The organism is Leptothrix cholodnii SP-6 (assembly GCF_000019785.1).
Lineage (GTDB): Bacteria > Pseudomonadota > Gammaproteobacteria > Burkholderiales > Burkholderiaceae_C > Sphaerotilus > Sphaerotilus cholodnii.
The window spans coordinates 1,710,275-1,726,326 of record NC_010524.1 but is presented as its reverse complement, the minus strand read 5'-3'; the positions used below and the strand labels follow the sequence as shown (position 1 = coordinate 1,726,326).

Annotated in this window: 15 protein-coding genes; 6 read left to right on the top strand and 9 right to left on the bottom strand. The window is 69.5% G+C overall.

What is annotated here, in order from left to right:
* Positions 1-51: 51 nt before the first annotated feature.
* On the top strand, positions 52-534 hold the full coding sequence (locus tag LCHO_RS08100; protein WP_012346653.1) for a hemerythrin domain-containing protein: 483 nt from the start codon (positions 52-54) through the stop codon (positions 532-534).
* A 123-nt stretch (positions 535-657) separates the two neighbouring features.
* The gene (locus LCHO_RS08095) at positions 658-933 is read left to right on the top strand and encodes a hypothetical protein (RefSeq protein ID WP_012346652.1); all 276 of its coding nucleotides are present in this window, start codon (positions 658-660) and stop codon (positions 931-933) included.
* Between the two features lie 34 nt (positions 934-967).
* Here LCHO_RS08095 and LCHO_RS08090 read toward each other — a convergent pair whose 3' ends face one another.
* The 7 genes from LCHO_RS08090 to LCHO_RS08060 form a co-directional block, all read right to left on the bottom strand.
* The gene (locus LCHO_RS08090; protein ID WP_012346651.1) at positions 968-2,332 is read right to left on the bottom strand and encodes a methyl-accepting chemotaxis protein; all 1,365 of its coding nucleotides are present in this window, start codon (positions 2,330-2,332) and stop codon (positions 968-970) included.
* Positions 2,333-2,468: 136 nt separating this feature from the next.
* Positions 2,469-3,185 carry an RNA polymerase sigma factor FliA gene (locus LCHO_RS08085; RefSeq protein ID WP_012346650.1) on the bottom strand — a complete coding sequence of 239 codons (717 nt, stop codon included), beginning with the start codon at positions 3,183-3,185 and terminating at the stop codon, positions 2,469-2,471.
* A 17-nt stretch (positions 3,186-3,202) separates the two neighbouring features.
* Complete coding sequence (locus tag LCHO_RS08080; protein WP_012346649.1) at positions 3,203-4,024, bottom strand: protein antiactivator of flagellar biosynthesis; 822 nt, start codon at positions 4,022-4,024, stop codon at positions 3,203-3,205.
* Between the two features lie 22 nt (positions 4,025-4,046).
* On the bottom strand, positions 4,047-5,825 hold the full coding sequence (flhF, locus tag LCHO_RS08075; RefSeq protein WP_012346648.1) for a flagellar biosynthesis GTPase FlhF: 1,779 nt from the start codon (positions 5,823-5,825) through the stop codon (positions 4,047-4,049).
* Positions 5,826-5,901: 76 nt separating this feature from the next.
* A complete protein-coding gene (gene flhA, locus LCHO_RS08070) occupies positions 5,902-8,004 on the bottom strand; it encodes a flagellar biosynthesis protein FlhA (RefSeq protein WP_012346647.1) in 2,103 nt (700 codons plus the stop codon).
* Positions 8,001-9,158 (bottom strand): flagellar biosynthesis protein FlhB, encoded by a 1,158-nt coding sequence (gene flhB / locus LCHO_RS08065; RefSeq protein WP_012346646.1) that lies wholly within the window; start codon positions 9,156-9,158, stop codon positions 8,001-8,003. The genes flhA and flhB overlap by 4 nt, the downstream gene beginning before the upstream one ends.
* A 172-nt stretch (positions 9,159-9,330) precedes the next feature.
* Entirely contained in the window at positions 9,331-10,563 is a 1,233-nt protein-coding gene (locus tag LCHO_RS08060; RefSeq protein WP_012346645.1) for an HD-GYP domain-containing protein, read from the bottom strand.
* Between LCHO_RS08060 and LCHO_RS23680 the strand changes: the two genes are divergently transcribed.
* On the top strand, positions 10,513-10,698 hold the full coding sequence (locus LCHO_RS23680; RefSeq protein ID WP_190274871.1) for a hypothetical protein: 186 nt from the start codon (positions 10,513-10,515) through the stop codon (positions 10,696-10,698). The genes LCHO_RS08060 and LCHO_RS23680 overlap by 51 nt on opposite strands.
* 6 nt (positions 10,699-10,704) lie before the next feature.
* On the opposite strand, the gene LCHO_RS08055 is transcribed toward LCHO_RS23680, so the two are convergent.
* Together LCHO_RS08055 and LCHO_RS23675 are read right to left on the bottom strand one after the other, a co-directional pair.
* Positions 10,705-11,364 (bottom strand): c-type cytochrome, encoded by a 660-nt coding sequence (locus tag LCHO_RS08055; RefSeq protein WP_012346644.1) that lies wholly within the window; start codon positions 11,362-11,364, stop codon positions 10,705-10,707.
* 62 nt (positions 11,365-11,426) lie between these two features.
* A complete protein-coding gene (locus LCHO_RS23675; RefSeq protein WP_190274842.1) occupies positions 11,427-11,579 on the bottom strand; it encodes a hypothetical protein in 153 nt (50 codons plus the stop codon).
* A 59-nt stretch (positions 11,580-11,638) separates the two neighbouring features.
* Here LCHO_RS23675 and LCHO_RS08050 point away from each other — a divergent pair, with 59 nt between their 5' ends.
* The 3 genes from LCHO_RS08050 to ubiA all read left to right on the top strand — a co-directional run bounded on the left by LCHO_RS08050 (position 11,639) and on the right by ubiA (position 16,046).
* Positions 11,639-12,574 (top strand): LysR substrate-binding domain-containing protein, encoded by a 936-nt coding sequence (locus LCHO_RS08050; RefSeq protein WP_012346643.1) that lies wholly within the window; start codon positions 11,639-11,641, stop codon positions 12,572-12,574.
* A gap of 113 nt (positions 12,575-12,687) precedes the next feature.
* Positions 12,688-15,150, top strand: a complete 2,463-nt coding sequence (locus tag LCHO_RS08045; RefSeq protein WP_050757317.1) for a putative bifunctional diguanylate cyclase/phosphodiesterase — start codon at positions 12,688-12,690, stop codon at positions 15,148-15,150.
* A 29-nt stretch (positions 15,151-15,179) separates the two neighbouring features.
* Positions 15,180-16,046 (top strand): 4-hydroxybenzoate octaprenyltransferase, encoded by an 867-nt coding sequence (gene ubiA, locus LCHO_RS08040; RefSeq protein WP_012346641.1) that lies wholly within the window; start codon positions 15,180-15,182, stop codon positions 16,044-16,046.
* The last annotated feature ends 6 nt before the right edge of the window (positions 16,047-16,052 follow it).

Here is a 16,052-nt window from a genome sequence, read left to right as displayed (position 1 = left end):
GGGTGCGGCGGCCTAGGCTTGCGGGCCTTTCCACTCGCACCGGCCGCCGCCATGACCCTGATCGCCTGGACCGACGACATCGCCACCCAGCATCCGCAGATGGATGCCACGCACCGCGAGTTCATCGAGCACCTCGACCGCCTGCACGCCGCGCTCGAGCAGCCGGTGGACGCGATGCTGGCGGTCTACGACGCGATGCTGGCGCACACCGTCGAGCACTTCGCGCAGGAAGACCGCTGGATGGCGGCCACCGGTTTCGCGCCGGAAAACTGCCACAGCCGCCAGCACGGCCAGGTGCTCGACGTGCTGCGCGACGTGCGCCGCCAGGTGGTCGACGACGGCCGCCGGGAAATGGTGGCGCAACTGCTGCCCGAACTGACGCAGTGGTTCGAGGGCCACGCCCAGATGATGGACGCCGGCCTCGCCTATCACATCGGCCAGGTCGGCTACGACACCCGCACCGGCACGATCCGCTCGCCGGTGGCCGAAGCCTCGCTGAGCGGCTGCGGCAGCACCGCCTGCTCCGACGCCTGAAACCGGGCCGGTTGAACGGCATCGCGCCATCGGATCGGTCGGGGGCCGATCGGCCGCGATTTGAGCTGACACCAAGCTGACAAGTGGCTAGAGTCAATGGCATCCGTCATCGAGGGATACGCCATGACGCTGCAGCAGATTCATGACTTCAAGCAATGGCACCTGGGCCATCCACACCACCACGGCATGGAACTGGGTCTGTGCGATCTGGTTCTGGCGGCCTGGGTGGCAGGCTGGATGATGTTGCCCGCGGTGGCACTGCTGCACGAGTGGGCATGGTTGCCCGTTTCGCTGATCCTGACGCTGGCGCTGCCGGCCTACTGGGCCGTGCGCCGGGCGCTGCACCGGCGCGGCGTGTTGCGCTGCGACTGGCTGCACACCGTGCAGCCCCATCGCTGAGCGCCCCTGCGCCCGCTGGCAGCGCCGTCAGGATTCAGAACTTGTAGGCGAAGCGCAGGCCACCCCAGTGCCGGCCGGCCACCATGATCGGCGCCGACGCCTCCTTGAGCAGCACGTACTGGCCGCCGCCCATGTCGCGCCGGTAGGTCTGCAGCAGGAACGGGCGCTGGTTGCGCGCCGAGGCCAGGCCGGTGCGGTCGTTGAAGATGCGCCGGTAGCGGCTGTTGGCGGTGTCCCACGCCAGATCGCCGCGCTGCGGGTGGCAGTACTTGCGGTTGTGGGTGGCGATGTAGCCGTTGCGGTCGGTGGCGATGCAGAACACCACCTTGTCGCTGAAGCCGAGCATCGGCTCCTGGATCGGCGGCAGCAGCTGATCGGTCAAGGCCACGTGACGCGTCAGGTGCTGCGCCGGATGGGTGTTGGCGATCGGGCGGTACTGGTCGTCGAACAGGTCGGCCAGCGTGATGCGGCCGTCGGCCAGCGCCTGCTCGAAGGTCGCCGCGATGCGGGCCGCGCCGTCCTGCACGGCCTGGATGAACGGCGTGTCCTCGGTCTGCGCGCCGCTGCCGGCGAGCTCGTCGATCAGCTGTTCGGACAGGTTCAGGAAGCGGTCGCTGCAGCCCATCGCGGCGTCGAGGCTGACCATGGCGTGCTGCATCTCCTGGCCGAGGTGCTGGGTCTTGTCGCTGACCGCCGCGCAGGTGCTGCGGCTGGCGGTGGCGGCATCGTTGATGCGCACCACGCCGGCCTCGACATGGGCGAACGCCAGGTGGATGCCGCGGGTCGGCTCCACGCCGGGTTCGACCCGGATGTCCTGCGAAAACGCCTCGATGCGCTGGTCGAGCTGGGTGAGCGTGCCCATGATGGTCTTGGACGACACCTCGACGCGGCCGGCCAGGTCCTTCACCGCATCGGCGACCACGCCGAAACCGCGTCCGGCCTCGCCCGCCCGCTTGGCCTCGACCATCGCGTTGAACGCGACCAGCCGGGTCTGCAGGGCGATCTGCGTGATGTCGGCGGCGGCGGTCGAGACCTGCTGCAGCACCGACACGATGCCGGCCACCTCGGAGGCCACCTGCTGCGCCACCGCGCGGGCATGCGCCACCGCCTTCACGCTGGCGGCCGTGGCGTCACCGATGGCCAGCTGGGCACCCTGCACGTGCTCGAGCTGCTGGTTGAGCTGGCCCAGCGACTCGACCTGGCTGACGACCAGCTTCTGGGTGTCCTCGATCGCACCACGCGCCTGCGCGGCGTCGCGGCCGATCTGGGACACCTGGCTCGCCAGGCGCTGCACCAGGGCGTTGTCGACGGCATGGCGGTCGCCGACCTCGGTATCTGCATGGGCATGGGATCGAACGGTCCGGGGTGCGGGTGCACGCTCACGCAGGAAGGCAAACATCGGCAGTCTCCATCTCAGCCCTCGTGGGCGTCTTGGCACCCCGAGTGGTGGGTCTGCGTCCCGGCGCGCGGCCGGAACGGGTCAAGGGAACGGGTCAAGGGAACGGGCCGAAGGCACGCCGTGCGGCCACACCGGCTCACCAGGTGCGCAGCTTGGCGCGCAGGCGGGCGATCGACTGGCTGTGCAGCTGGCAGACCCGCGATTCGGTCACGCCCAGCACGGCGGCGATTTCCTTCAGGTTCATGTCTTCTTCGTAGTACATGCTCATCACGTACTGCTCGCGTTCGGGCAGGTTCTTGATGGCATCGACCAGCGCCTGGCGCATGCGGTGGTCGTTGAGGCGGGCCAGCGGGTCGCCGCCGGTGTCGGCCGCCACGTGGCGGTCGAGGTAGTCGTTGTCGCCGTCGGCGCCGCCCATATCCTCGAGGTAGATCAGCTGCGTGCCACGCACCCGGTTGAGCAGGTCCTGGTACTCGAGCAGCGTGATGCCCATTTCCTTGGCGATCTCGCTTTCCTGCGGCGTGCGGCCGAGCTTCTGCTCGAGGCGGTGCACGGCGCCCTCGATGTCGCGCTGGTGCTTGCGGTTGCCGCGGCTCATCCAGTCGGAGCCGCGCAGCTCGTCGAGCATGGCGCCGCGGATGCGCTGGGTGGCGAAGGTCTCGAACATCACGCCCTGGCCGATGTCGAAGCGGCTGAGCGCGTCGGTCAGGCCGATCATGCCGACCTGGATCAGGTCGTCGATCTCGACGTTGGCGGGCAGCTTGGCGATCATCTGATGCGCCAGCCGGCGCACCAGCGGGCTGTACTGCTTGAGCAGCGAATTGACGTCGGGTCGTCCGGTGGCGGTGTACATGGCTGTTGGCTCCGCGTTCAGGTCATCGCCACGCGAGGCGCAGGCAAGGCGCTGCGCAGGCCGGCGTAGTCGGTTTCGCCGACGGCAAACGCCGCGGCAGCGCCCAGAGAGGCCTCGACCATCTGCACCAGCGCCCGCGAGGGTGCGGCCGTGGGCGGCTCGGCGGGGTCGACCTGCACCCAGCAGTGCTGGACGCCGCCGAGGAACATGTCGACACAGTGCGACAGCCGGTCGGCCACCGAGGTGGCACGGGGCGACTTGGGCGGCGCGCACAGCAGCAGGTCGTGGCTGAGCCAGTCGGCGCGCTGGGCGAACACCTTCAGCGCCGCGTAGGCATGGGTCATGGCTTCGGGCTGGTCGTCGCACAGCACCACCGGACGCGGCCGGCTCAGGCCTTCGTCGCCGCGGCCGAACAGGCGGGCGAGCTCGACCGCGCTGCCGTGCACCAGCACCACCTGCGAGGACGGCGCCACGTCGACCACCGCGTCGAGGAAACCGCGCGTCGAGCCGCGGCTGTCGACCCAGCGCACCGGCAGTCCGCGGGCGGCAAGGTACGAGACCCGGTCCGACAGCACCTCGATGCCTTCGGACAGATCGAAGTTCGCCAGCTCCTTGGGCGGGCCGCCGCGCTCGGAGGCGTCGACCAGCAGGGTGTCGAGCTGCAGGGCCTCGAGGGCGCTGCACAGGCGCTCGATCAGCACCCCGCCGTGGGCGATGAAGGGGTTCGAGACGACCGGGATGAAACGGATCGAGCGCGACGAGAACAGCCGGCGCAGGCCGTCGGCCTGATCGGCCGGCTGGGTGCGGCGGAACGGCGGGAAGGGGGGCGGGTTCGACATGGAGGTCCGTCCTGTGTGCGGTTCAGGCGTCGGCGCCGGATGAGCGCGAGCTGTTCGTCGGGGTCGACGACGAGCGGCTGCGTCGCGGCGCCTGAGGTGCGGGCGGCGAGGCGAACAGCAGGTTGACGTCGTTGGCATCCATGCGCCAGGCCTGGGCACCGGCGGTGCGCAGCGCGCGCTGCATCAGCGCCTGCGCGGTCAGGCGGTGCCAGTCTTCGGGCACGCGCTGGCCGTTGGCCACCGCCACCACCTTCAGGCGATGGCGGATCAGCGCGTCGACCGCCGGGCCGAGCTTGACCGCCTCGTCCATCTTGGAGAGCACGATGCCCTTGGCCTGGGTCGCCTTGTAGGCCACCAGCACGTCCTCGATGGTCTCGCCCTGCGCGGCGGCGTTGACCACCAGCAGGCGCTTGATCGAGGGGTGCGACAGCATGTCGAGCAGTTCGCGGGTGCGGGCATCGCGCTGCGCCAGGCCGGCGGTGTCGATCAGCACCATCTTCTTAGACTGCAGCAGGTCGAGCAGGTCTTCGAGCGCGACCCGGTCGTGCGCGGTGTGCACCGGCACGCCGAGGATGCGGCCGTAGGCGCGCAGCTGTTCGTGGGCGCCGAGCCGGTAGGCGTCGAGCGTGATCAGGCCGAGGTTGGCGGCACCGTGGCGGGTGGCGAAGGCGGCAGCGAGCTTGGCGGTGGAGGTGGTCTTGCCGACGCCGGTCGAGCCGACCAGCGCGAACACGCCGCCCTGGTCTTCGAGCGGCGCCTCGGATTCGCCGGTCTGCAGGTTGCGCTGCAGCACGTCGCCGGCCCAGGCCATCTCGTCGTGCACGTCGTCCTTCAGGCCGTCGGCGAGCTTGCGGATCAGCGCCGGCGAGAAGCCGCAGTCGATCAGCTTGGTGGTCAGCTGCGCCTGCTTCGGGCTCTTCTGCAGCCGCTCCATGAAGGCGAGTGCGCCGAAGCGCTCCTCGATCATGCCCTTCATGGCGCGGATCTCGTTCATCATGGCCGACTGCTGCGCGCTCGGCGCGGCTTCGGCGGCGCTTCTCGAGCTGCCCGACGAACGCGAAGAACGCTGGCTGCTGCTGCCGGAACTGGAACCGGGCGCGCGGCCCTGCAGCACGTCGAGCTCGGCCGGCGTGGTCAGCGGGCTGTCGTGCAGGTCGAGCGCCGGGCGCGCTGCCGGGCGCTGAGGGGCCGGTGCGGGCGCCGCGCTGCGGCTTTGCAGCAGCGCTTCGTGCATGGTCGGCGCGTGGCGCGCAGCGGCGGCGGCCTGGCGCGGCGCGTGGCCGCCGGAGATCAGGTCGGGGTAGGTCGGCAGGTCGTTCGACAGCTCCTGCACCTCGCGCTGCGCCAGGCGCTGCTCGATGGCCTGGGCCGACACCGGCACCGGCTTCATGGCCTGGGCGCGGATCTCGGCCTGGCGCTTCTTGAGCATGCGCTCGCGCACGTAGTCCTGGAACGACAGCGTGCTCATCGCCAGCGTGCCGACGTCTTCCTGCACCGCGGCTTCTTCGGCCTGCGGCTGGGTCACCTGTTCGGCGGCGCGGCTGCGCAGGCTGGAGGACGCCGGGCGCTGCTGCGGAGCAACCGGCGCGGCGCTCTGCTGGCGCGGCGCTGCCGACGGCTGGTTGATCGCGGCTTCACCGAAACGCTCGATCGCCTCGACGCTTTCGGGCGGCATGGCGAGCACCTCGATGCCTTCGCTGCAGGGCTTGGTCGACAGGACCACGGCGTTGTCACCGAAGGCCTGACGCACCTTCTGCATGGCCTCGCGCGAATTGCGGCCGATGAATCGTTTGACGTTCATGCTGACTCCTGCCGGGCCGTCTCAAAGGAGGCCGCTCCCCCTTGCGGGGACTGCGAACGGATGTGAGCGATGGAGGTCATGCGTTCGCTCCGATGATCGAGCCGATGCGGATCGAATGGGTATCAGGGATCTCGCTGTGCCCCAGCACGCGCAGGCGCGGTGCGGCACGGCGCAGCAGGCGCGCCACCGGTGAGCGGATCGGGTCGGGCACCAGCAGGCAGGCGGGGTGGCCGAGGTCTTCCTGGCGGCGCGCCGCGTCGGCGGCACCGCGGGTCAGGTGGTCGGCCACGCCCGGGTCGAGCACGGCGCCGTTGTGGGCGTTGAGGGCCTGGGAGAGCAGGCGCTCGAGGTCGGGTTCGATCGCGATGACGTCGAGCTCGCGGGCGCTGCCGTAGATCTGCTGCACGATCGCCGGGGCCAGCGCGATGCGCAGGCGGCGCGCCAGCTCGGCCGGGTCGACGTTGTTGCCGGCGTGCTCGGCCAGCGCCTCGATGATCGAGCGCATGTCGCGGATGTGCACGCCTTCTTCCAGCAGGAGCTGGAGCACTTTCTGGAGTGGGGCAATGCCGATCATCTTGGGTACCACGTCTTCGATCAGTTTGGGAGCCAGCTTGGTCACATGCTCGACGAGGGCCTGGGTTTCGGTTCGGCCCAGCAGGCGAGCCGCGTGCTGTTGCATCAAGTGTGAAAGATGCGTGGCCACCACGGTCGAGGAATCAACCACGGTGTATCCCGCCATTTGGGCGCTTTCACGCTGCCTCTCGTCGATCCAGGTGGCCGGCAGGCCGAAGGCCGGATCGGTGGTGGTCGCGCCCTGCAGCTTGAGCGTGGCGTGTCCCGGGTTGATCGCCAGGTGCATGCCGGGGAATGCCTCGCCCTCGCCCACCACCGCGCCACGCAGCGTCAGGCGGTACATGCTGGGCTTGAGCTCGAGGTTGTCGCGGATGTGCACCGCCGGCGGCAGGAAGCCGACCTCCTGCGCGAACTTCTTGCGCACGCCCTTGATGCGGTTGAGCAGGTCGCCGCCACGGTCCTTGTCGACCAGCGCGATCAGCCGGTAGCCGACCTCCATGCCCAGCGTGTCGACCGGCAGCAGGTCGTCCCAGCTGGCTTCGGCGTTCGGGTTGGCCGGTGCCACGACATCGGCCGGCGCCTCGACCGGCTTGGGCTTCTTCGCCTCGCGGTACATCCAGCGCGACAGCGCGGCCATGCCGCCGGCGATCATCAGGAACACCAGGTGCGGCATGCCCGGGATCATGCCCAGCAGGCCGATCACGCCGGCCACCACCGCCACCGACTGCGGCGAGCGGAACATCTGGCCCATGATCTGGTTGCCGACGTCCTGCTCCTTGCCCACGCGCGACACCACCATCGCCGAGGCCACAGAGATCAGCAGCGCCGGGATCTGCGCCACCAGCGCGTCGCCCACCGCCAGCAGGATGTAGCTGCTGGCGGCCTCGCCGGCGCCCAGGCCGTGCTGGGCCATGCCGATGATGAAGCCGCCGACGATGTTGATGAACAGGATCAGGATGCCGGCGACCGCATCGCCGCGCACGAATTTCGAGGCACCGTCCATCGAGCCGAAGAACTCGGCTTCTTCCTGCACCTCGATGCGGCGGCGCTTGGCCTCCTTCTCGTCGATGTTGCCGGCGTTGAGATCGGCGTCGATCGCCATCTGCTTGCCGGGCATGGCGTCGAGGGTGAAGCGCGCGCCGACTTCGGCGATGCGCTCGGCGCCCTTGGTGATGACCATGAAGTTGATCACCACCACGATCGCGAACACGATCAGGCCGACCGCGAAGTTGCCGCCGATCAGGAAGTGGCCGAAGCTCTCGATCACCGCGCCGGCCGCGCCCGGGCCGTTGTGGCCGTCCATCAGCACCACGCGGCTCGACGCCACGTTGAGCGACAGGCGCAGCAAGGTGGTCAGCAGCAGCACCGACGGGAAGGCCGCGAAGTCGAGCGGGCGCACCATGTAGGCGGCCACCATCATCACCAGCAGCGCGGTGGCGATGTTGAAGGTGAAGAACAGATCGAGTGCAAACGCCGGCAGCGGCAGCACCATCATGGCCAGCACCATGATGATCAGGATCGGCGCGGCCAGGCCCTTGATGGCCGCGGTATTGGCGCCGAAGAGGCGTTGCAACTGCCGGAGCTGGGGCACGTTCGAGAGGTTCATGCCTTGTCCTCAGTCGGTCTGGCGGTGTTGTGCGGATCGAGCTCGGGCGGCACCGGGATCGGCGGCAGGTCGCTCGGCCAGGCGGCGCGGCCGGCCAGCGCGGCGCGCAGCTGGAACACGTGCGCGAGCACCTGCGCCACCGCGCTGTAGAGCGCCAGCGGGATCTCGCGGTCGAGCTCGCCGTGCGCATACAGCGCGCGTGCCAGCGGCGGCGACTGCAGCACCGGCACCTTGGATTCCTTGGCAACGTCGCGGATCTTCAGCGCCAGCAGGTCGGCGCCCATCGCGACGATGCGCGGCGCGCCCATCGAGGCGTCGTCGTACTTGAGCGCCACCGCGTAGTGGGTCGGGTTCATCACCACCAGATCGGCCTCGGGCACCGCGGCCAGCATGCGACGGCGCGAGCCCTCGCGCATGCGCTGCTTCATCTTGCCCTTGACCTCCTGGTTGCCCTCCTGCTGCTTGAACTCTTCCTTCATGTCCTGATGGCTCATCTTCAGGCGGTTGCGGTGCATGAAGCGCTGCAGCGGCACGTCGACCATCGCCGAGGCGGCCAGCACGATCATCAGCAGCCACAGGCCGGTCGAGATGCGGTCGGTCGCGGCGATGAAGGCCGCCGGCAGCGGCATCGACTGCGTCAGCGCGAAATCGTTCAGGTGCGCCCACAGATAGGCCGCGCCGACGCTGGCCAGGATCAGCGCCAGCAGGCAGGCCTTGAGCATGTCGCCGATCTGCGCCTTCGAGACGATGCGGCCCAGGCCGGTGAGCGGGTTGAGCTTGCTGAAGTCGGGCATCAGCGGCTTGAAGGTCCAGACCCAGCCGCCCGAGACCACCGCCGCGGCCATCGCCACCAGGCCGGTGACGACACCGAGCCCGAGGCACAGCGCCAGCGCCGGATACATCAGCTGCGACAGCCGCTCGCCCATCATCTGCGGCGACGTCACCATGCGCACGTCGAAGCGCAGGCCGGTGGCCATCAGGTCGCGCAGCCACTGGGTCAGGCTGGGCGCGGCGAACATCACCAGCGCCAGGCCGGCGGCCACCACCGCGAAGTGCGCCAGATCGCGCGAGCGCGCCACCTGCCCGTCCTCGCGGGCCTTCTGCAGGCGCCGCTCGGTCGGGGGCAGGTGTTTGTCTTGTGCACTGTCGGCCATGGATGTCAGCTTGAGCTTTCATCCGATTCTTGCGAGCGGGCGACAGAACTTGAGTCCGATAAGCGGCCGCTTTCGGGGCGTGTTCTCGCCCGTCAGGCCCGACGGCAGAACGGGCGCGCCGGCATCGCCGGAAGAACCCGGTCGTTGAGCCGCTGTTCGGTCGATCGGGCGATCAGCGGCGTGGCAGCGCGCCGTCGATCCACAGGTCGTCGAGGCCCTTGAAGTTCCATTTCTCGGGCTGCTCGACCGACACGATGCGGTCGGCGGCGGTGCGCTCGGCGAGGTCGAGCACCTCCTGGCGCACCGGCAGCATCGACCTGGTGGAGAAGAACACCTTCACCCGCGGCGTCAGCAGCGACTCGGCGTTCTGCTCGGTGACCACGCCGAGCCGCCCCGACTGCAGCTTGACCAGCGTGCCGATCGGGTAGATGCCCACCGTCTTCACGAAGGCCTGGAACACCTTCGGATTGAAGTGCCCCTTCCATTGCGCCATCTGCCGCACCGCCTCGCCGGGGTCCCACGGCGCCTTGTAGGGGCGCGCCGACGTCACCGCATCGTAGACGTCGCAGACCGCGCCCATCTGGGCATGCAGGCTGATCTGATCGGCCTTCAAGGCGTGCGGATAGCCGCTGCCGTCGACCTTCTCGTGGTGATGCAGGCAGACGTCGAGCGCCATCGCCGGCGCGTCGCCGCTGGTGAGCAGCAGGTCGTGGCCCCAGGCAGGGTGCTGCCTCATGACGCGAAACTCGTCGTCCGTCAGGCGGCCGGGCTTGTTGAGCACGGCCAGCGGAATGCGCGCCTTGCCCATGTCGTGCAGCAGGCCCGCCAGGCCGGCGGCGCGCACCTCGTCGTCAGGCAGCTTGAGGGTGCGCGCCAGCGCGACCATCAGCGCGCAGACCGCCACCGAGTGCATGTAGGTGTATTCGTCCTGCGCCTTCAGGCGCACCAGGCTGACGAGTGCGCCCTGGTTGCGCGCCACCGAGCCGATGATGTCGTCGACCAGCGGCAGGCAGCCCTCGACGTGGATCGCCTGGCCCATGCGCGCTTCGCCGAACAGCGACTGCACCTTGAGCTTGGCCTGATCGGAGACCAGCGCGGCCCGCGCCAGCTCGTCGCGTGTCGAGGTCGCGACCGGCGCCGGCGCAGGCAGGGCGACCGCCGCCACCTCGAGCTCTTCTTCGACCTGCAGCGCCACCTCGGCCTGCGACAAGCCGCCGTCCACGTCGAGCCCGAGCGCGGTGTCGATCCAGACTTCGGAGATGCCGCACTCGCGCAGGCGGCGCAGGTCGTCGGCGTCCTGGAGCACGAACTTGGCGCGCCAGAAGGGATGATCCATCCACGAGCCACACAGCTCGTGGAGAAACATGCCGAGCCGAAGCTGATCGGTGCGGATTTTTTTGAGCATCAGGGCACGGGTTCGGAAAAGCGCAACGGCACGAGCCATGAGTATCGGCTCAGGGCCGCCCGGCTGAACCGACGCGAACCGATGCAACAAGCAAAACGCCCGGGTTGTGACCCGGGCGTCAGCCGTTGTGCGTGATGCGATTCAGCGGAACTTCGGATTCGGCACGACCTTCAGGTCGGACGGCAGCGAGGCGATGTGCTTGGCCAGCACCTTCAGCTCGGCGTTGCTGTACGGCTTGACCTGCGCGCCCATGATGGCGTTGGCGCGGCCGACCACGTGCGACGTGCCGTCGACCTTGTAGGCCTTCAGCGCCGCGAACAGGTAGTCGGCGGGCTGGCCGGCCAGCTTGGGATAGCTGCCGTCGATCGGCTTGTTGAGGTTGTCGCCGTGGCAGGCCGCGCAATTGCCCTTGGTCAGCAGCTCGGCCACCTGGCCGCTCGGCTGGACGGTTGCGGCAGAGGCGGCACCAGCGCCCTGCGACTCGTAGAAGGCGGCGAGGTCGGCCACGTCCTGCTCGGTCAGCGAGCCGGCGATGCTGCGCATCGTCGGGTGCTTGCGGTCGCCCTTCTTGTAGGCGGCGAGCGCGGCCGCGATGTACTTGCCACCCTGGCCCGAGATCATCGGCACCTGGTAGACCTCCGGGAAACTGGCCCGATAGCCCGGGATGCCGTGACAGCCGATGCACATGGCCGCTTTCGTCTGTCCGGCAGCCGCATCGCCCGGCTTGGCTTCTTGTGCCTGAACCGACGACAGACCTGCCGTCATCGCCAGCGCCATCAGGACGTAGTGCGTCTTTTTCATGTGAGGAACTTGATGCCGATCAGAGAAAACAGCCGCGGATTATAGGAAGTGGTGTGAGTTCGTCACACAAACGAAACCAGACGATTCTTCGCGGCGATGCCGGCACACCACACCGACGCGGGCATTTCTGGATGGCGGTTCCGGCCCGCATCGACGAAAAGCGCTGCGCGGATCTCGTCGGCGTGAGGGCAGCCGCGGGCTTTCTTCGGTGCCATTCAGCCGCACAATCGGCCCGTCGGGCCCACCCGGGGGCCCCAGGCTGCGCGAGCGACCGATGACCCTCACCGAACTGCGCTACATCGTTGCCGTCGCGCGCGAGCGACATTTCGGCCGCGCCGCCGAGGCCTGTTTCGTCTCGCAGCCGACGCTGTCGGTGGCGATCAAGAAGCTGGAAGAAGAACTCGAGATCAAGCTCTTCGAGCGCGGCGGCAGCGAGGTCAGCGTCACGCCGCTGGGCGAGGAGATCGTGCGCCAGGCCCAGGCCACGCTGGAGAGTGCCGCCTCGATCAAGGAGATCGCCCGGCGCGGCAAGGATCCGCTGGCCGGCCCGCTGCGGCTGGGCGTGATCTACACCATCGGCCCCTACCTGCTGCCCGAACTGGTGCGCAAGACCATCGAGCGGGTGCCGCAGATGCCGCTGATGCTGCAGGAGAACTTCACCGTGCGCCTGCTCGAGATGCTGCGCACCGGCGAGCTCGACTGCGCCATCCTGGCCGAGCCCTTCCCCGACACCGGCCTGGCGGTCGCGCCGCTCTACGACGAGCCGTTCATGGTCGCCGTGCCCTGCCGACATCCGCTGGCCGAGCGCGCGTGCATCTCGTCGACCGAGCTCAAGCAGGAGACCATGCTGCTGCTCGGCACCGGCCACTGCTTCCGCGATCACGTGCTCGAGGTCTGCCCGGAGTTCGCGCGCTTCTCCAGCGACACCGAAGGCATCCGCAAGAGCTTCGAGGGCTCCTCGCTCGAGACCATCAAGTACATGGTGGCCTCGGGCATGGGCATCACGGTGGTGCCGCAGCTGTCGATCCCGCGCGCCGGCTTCAGCGACGGCACGCCGCTGATCAGCTACGTGCCCTTCGACGAGCCGGTGCCGACCCGGCGCGTGGTGCTGGTGTGGCGGCGCACCTTCACGCGCTACGAGGCGATCGCCGCGCTGCGCAACGCGATCTACGCCTGCAGCCTGCCGGGCGTGAGCCGGCTGACCGACTGACGGACGGACGGCGCGCCGGTTGCACCCGAAATGCGCAACTCAAGACCTCGGCGCGAATGCCGAAAGCAACGGACAAGCCGCTCGCCATTGCACGGCATCGCCCCTTGTCCGTCATGCCCGCCAGCCATTCCACACGCCCCGTCCCCAGCACCAGCAGACGCCGAACCGGCGAACGCCGGCGTGCCGACCGCCGCTCGAGCGTCCAGACGTCTGACGAGGCGCTCGCCGCCCGGCTGCGGGCACGCCAGCACCTGGCGGTGATGCGCCACCTGCCGCTGGCCGCCGGCACCGCGCTGGCCAGCACGCTGGTGATCGCCGCCTTCACGCCGGGTGTCACCGCCGACACCGGACTGCTGGTGTGGCTGGTGAGCGTGGTGACCCTGCTGCTGATCCACGGCCGGCACTGGTGGCAGTGGCGCCAGCGGCGGCAGGCCGGCCGCGTCTCGACCCGCACCCTCACGGCGCTGATCGCCCATGCCGGCGTGTTCGCCACCTTGTGGGGCGCCGTGCCGGGCTGGATGCTGGCGCAGGCCAACGCCGGCCAGCACGCCCTGCTGGCCGGCAGCCTGACCGGCATGCTGTGCATCGGCGGCGTCACGCTGGCCGCGGTGCCGGCCGCCGCCTACGCGTACCTGGGCGGACTGAGCCTGAGCCTGATCGTCAGCCAGTTCATGCAGCCGAGCGCCCAGCTGGGCGCCGGCGCGGTGCAGTGGGCCGGCTGTGCCGCCGTGATGGTGGGCGGCGTGCTGATGATGAGCCGCACCGTGCGCGCCCGCGTGCAGGCTGAGATGCAGGCCGAACACCAGGGCCAGCTGATCGGCCTGCTGCTGCGCGATTTCGGGGAACAGGGCAGCGACCTGCTGTGGCAGATCGACGAACGCGGCTGCCTGTCGCAGGTCAGCCGGCGCCTGGCCGATGCGCTGGGCCGCCCGCTCGCCGAACTGCAGGGCCGCCCGCTGCTGGAGGTGCTGACCGAACTGCAGCAGGGCCTGTCCGACATCGACCGCGACGCCACCCAGATGCTGCAAACCTGCCTGATCGAGGGCCAGCCGTTTCGCGACGTGCTGATGCCGATGCGCGTCAAGGGCCAGCCGCGCTGGTGGTCGCTGACCGCCAAGCCGCTGGTCAACGAACGCGGCGTGGCGATGGGCTGGCGCGGCGTGGCGCGCGACGTCACGCAGGCCCGCATGGCCGACCGGCGCATGGCCTGGCTGGCGCACTTCGACACCCTCACCGGCCTGACCAACCGGGCGCACTTCCGCGTGCTGCTCGAGGCGGCCCTGCAGCAGGCCCGGTCGCCGGAACAGGGCGGCGCGGTGATGTGCCTCGACCTGGATCATTTCAAGACCGTCAACGACACCCTCGGCCACCCGACCGGCGACGCCCTGCTGGTGGAGGTGGCGCGCCGCCTCAAGGCCGCGGTGGGCCCCGGCGATGTCGTGGGCCGGCTCGGCGGCGACGAGTTCGCGGTGCTGCTGCGCAACGCCGCGGACGTGCAGCAGATCAGCGCGACCGCGCAGCGCATCCTCGACGCCCTGCGCGAGCCCTGCGCCGCGCTGGGCGCGCAGGTGCCGGTGCGCCTGAGCATAGGCATCGCGCGCTTCGCGCAGGACGGCGCCTCGGTCGACGAGCTGATGCAGCACGCCGACCTGGCGCTGTACGACGCCAAGGCCAGCGCGCCGGGCTCGATGAAGTTCTTCGCCCCGCGCATGGGCGAGCAGGTGCGCCGCCGCCTGGTGCTCGAGCGCGACCTGCGCGAGGCGATCGACAAGCAGCAGCTCTCGCTGCACTACCAGCCCAAGGTCGACCTGCAGACCTGGGAGGTCACCGGCTTCGAGGCGCTGCTGCGTTGGCGCCACCCCGAGCACGGCAACATCCCGCCCAGCGAGTTCATCCCGGTGGCCGAGGACTCGGGCCTGATCCTGCCGATCGGCGAGTGGGTGCTGACCCAGGCGTGCCAGCAGGCGGCCCGCTGGCCGGCGCCGATGCAGGTGGCGATCAACATCTCGCCGGTGCAGGTGATGGCGCAGAACCTGCCGGAAGCGGTCGGCCGCGCCCTCAAGGCCAGCGGCCTGGCGCCGCGGCGGCTCGAGCTGGAAATCACCGAATCGGTCTTCATCAACGAGACCCGCGGCACCGTGGACCGCCTGCACGCCCTGCGCAAGGTCGGGGTGCAGATCGCGCTCGACGACTTCGGCACCGGCTACTCGTCGCTGGCGTACCTGCGCCGCTTCCCGTTCGACACCCTCAAGATCGACCGCGCCTTCGTGCGCGAGGTGCTGCTCAGCCGCGACGCCCGGGCGATCGTGCGCAACATCCTGGCGCTGGCCAAGTCGCTGCGCATGTCGACCGTGGCCGAAGGCGTCGAGGAGCCGGCCCAGGCGTCGGTGCTGGGCAACGAAGGCTGCGATCTGGTACAGGGGTTCCTGGTGTCGCGGCCGATGCCGGCCGACGAAGTGACCGGATTCCTGCTCGACTGGGCCAAATGCCGGCATCCGCAGCCCCCGCGCGAGGTCGTGCTGGCCAACACCGATGTCGCCGCCCTGCCCCTGACGCAGCCGGCGATGGACCTCTGAGCGAACGGCCACGCCGATAATCGGCGCCGATGAATCTGGTCGCCTCCCGTTTTTCGCTCTATCTGAACCTGATCCGCTGGGATCGCCCGGCCGGCTGGCTGCTGCTGCTGTGGCCGACGCTGGCCGCGCTGTGGATCGCCGCCGGCGGCTTCCCCGGCTGGCACCTGCTGATCGTCTTCACGCTCGGCACGATCCTGATGCGCAGCGCCGGCTGCTGCATCAACGACGTCGCCGACCGCGACTTCGACCGCCACGTCAAGCGCACCGCCAACCGCCCCGTCACCAGCGGCGCCATCGGCGTGCGCGAGGCCTTGCTGGTGGGCGCCGTGCTGGCGCTGGCGGCCTTCCTGCTGGTGCTGACCACCAATGCGCCGACCATCACCTGGTCGTTCGCCGCGCTGGCGGTGGCGATGGCCTACCCCTACGCCAAGCGCCACGTCTCGATGCCGCAGGCGGTGCTGGGCGTGGCCTTCAGCTTCGGCATCCCGATGGCGTTTGCGGCGGTGCAGTCGCAGGTGCCGCCGGTCGCGATCGGCCTGCTGATCGGCAACCTGTTCTGGGTGCTGGCCTACGACACCGAATACGCGATGGTCGACCGCGACGACGACCTGCGCATCGGCATCAAGACCTCGGCGATCACGCTGGGCGCGTTCGACGTGATCGGCGTGATGGCCTTCTACGCCGCCTTCGTGCTGATCTGGGGCCTGCTCGGCTGGCAGGCCGGGCTGCGCGTGCCGTTCATGATCGGCCTGCTGGTGGCGGCAGCCCAGGCGGCGTGGCATTTCCGGCTGATCCGCGACCGCAGCCGCGACGGCTGTTTCAAGGCCTTCCGCGCCAACCACTGGCTCGGTTTTGCGGTCTTCGCCGGCGTGGTGGCCGACTACAGCTTCGGTTGATCCGTG

Bases quoted from the DNA above. Each gene is read 5' to 3' on its own strand.
- LCHO_RS08100 (WP_012346653.1), top strand. From the start codon at position 52: ATGACCCTGATCGCCTGGACCGACGACATCGCCACCCAGCATCCGCAG.
- LCHO_RS08095 (WP_012346652.1), top strand. From the start codon at position 658: ATGACGCTGCAGCAGATTCATGACTTCAAGCAATGGCACCTGGGCCAT.
- LCHO_RS08090 (WP_012346651.1), bottom strand. From the start codon at position 2,332: ATGTTTGCCTTCCTGCGTGAGCGTGCACCCGCACCCCGGACCGTTCGA.
- LCHO_RS08085 (WP_012346650.1), bottom strand. From the start codon at position 3,185: ATGTACACCGCCACCGGACGACCCGACGTCAATTCGCTGCTCAAGCAG.
- LCHO_RS08080 (WP_012346649.1), bottom strand. From the start codon at position 4,024: ATGTCGAACCCGCCCCCCTTCCCGCCGTTCCGCCGCACCCAGCCGGCC.
- flhF (WP_012346648.1), bottom strand. From the start codon at position 5,825: ATGAACGTCAAACGATTCATCGGCCGCAATTCGCGCGAGGCCATGCAG.
- flhA (WP_012346647.1), bottom strand. From the start codon at position 8,004: ATGAACCTCTCGAACGTGCCCCAGCTCCGGCAGTTGCAACGCCTCTTC.
- flhB (WP_012346646.1), bottom strand. From the start codon at position 9,158: ATGGCCGACAGTGCACAAGACAAACACCTGCCCCCGACCGAGCGGCGC.
- LCHO_RS08060 (WP_012346645.1), bottom strand. From the start codon at position 10,563: ATGCTCAAAAAAATCCGCACCGATCAGCTTCGGCTCGGCATGTTTCTC.
- LCHO_RS08055 (WP_012346644.1), bottom strand. From the start codon at position 11,364: ATGAAAAAGACGCACTACGTCCTGATGGCGCTGGCGATGACGGCAGGT.
- LCHO_RS23675 (WP_190274842.1), bottom strand. From the start codon at position 11,579: ATGGCACCGAAGAAAGCCCGCGGCTGCCCTCACGCCGACGAGATCCGC.
- LCHO_RS08050 (WP_012346643.1), top strand. From the start codon at position 11,639: ATGACCCTCACCGAACTGCGCTACATCGTTGCCGTCGCGCGCGAGCGA.
- LCHO_RS08045 (WP_050757317.1), top strand. From the start codon at position 12,688: ATGCCCGCCAGCCATTCCACACGCCCCGTCCCCAGCACCAGCAGACGC.
- ubiA (WP_012346641.1), top strand. From the start codon at position 15,180: ATGAATCTGGTCGCCTCCCGTTTTTCGCTCTATCTGAACCTGATCCGC.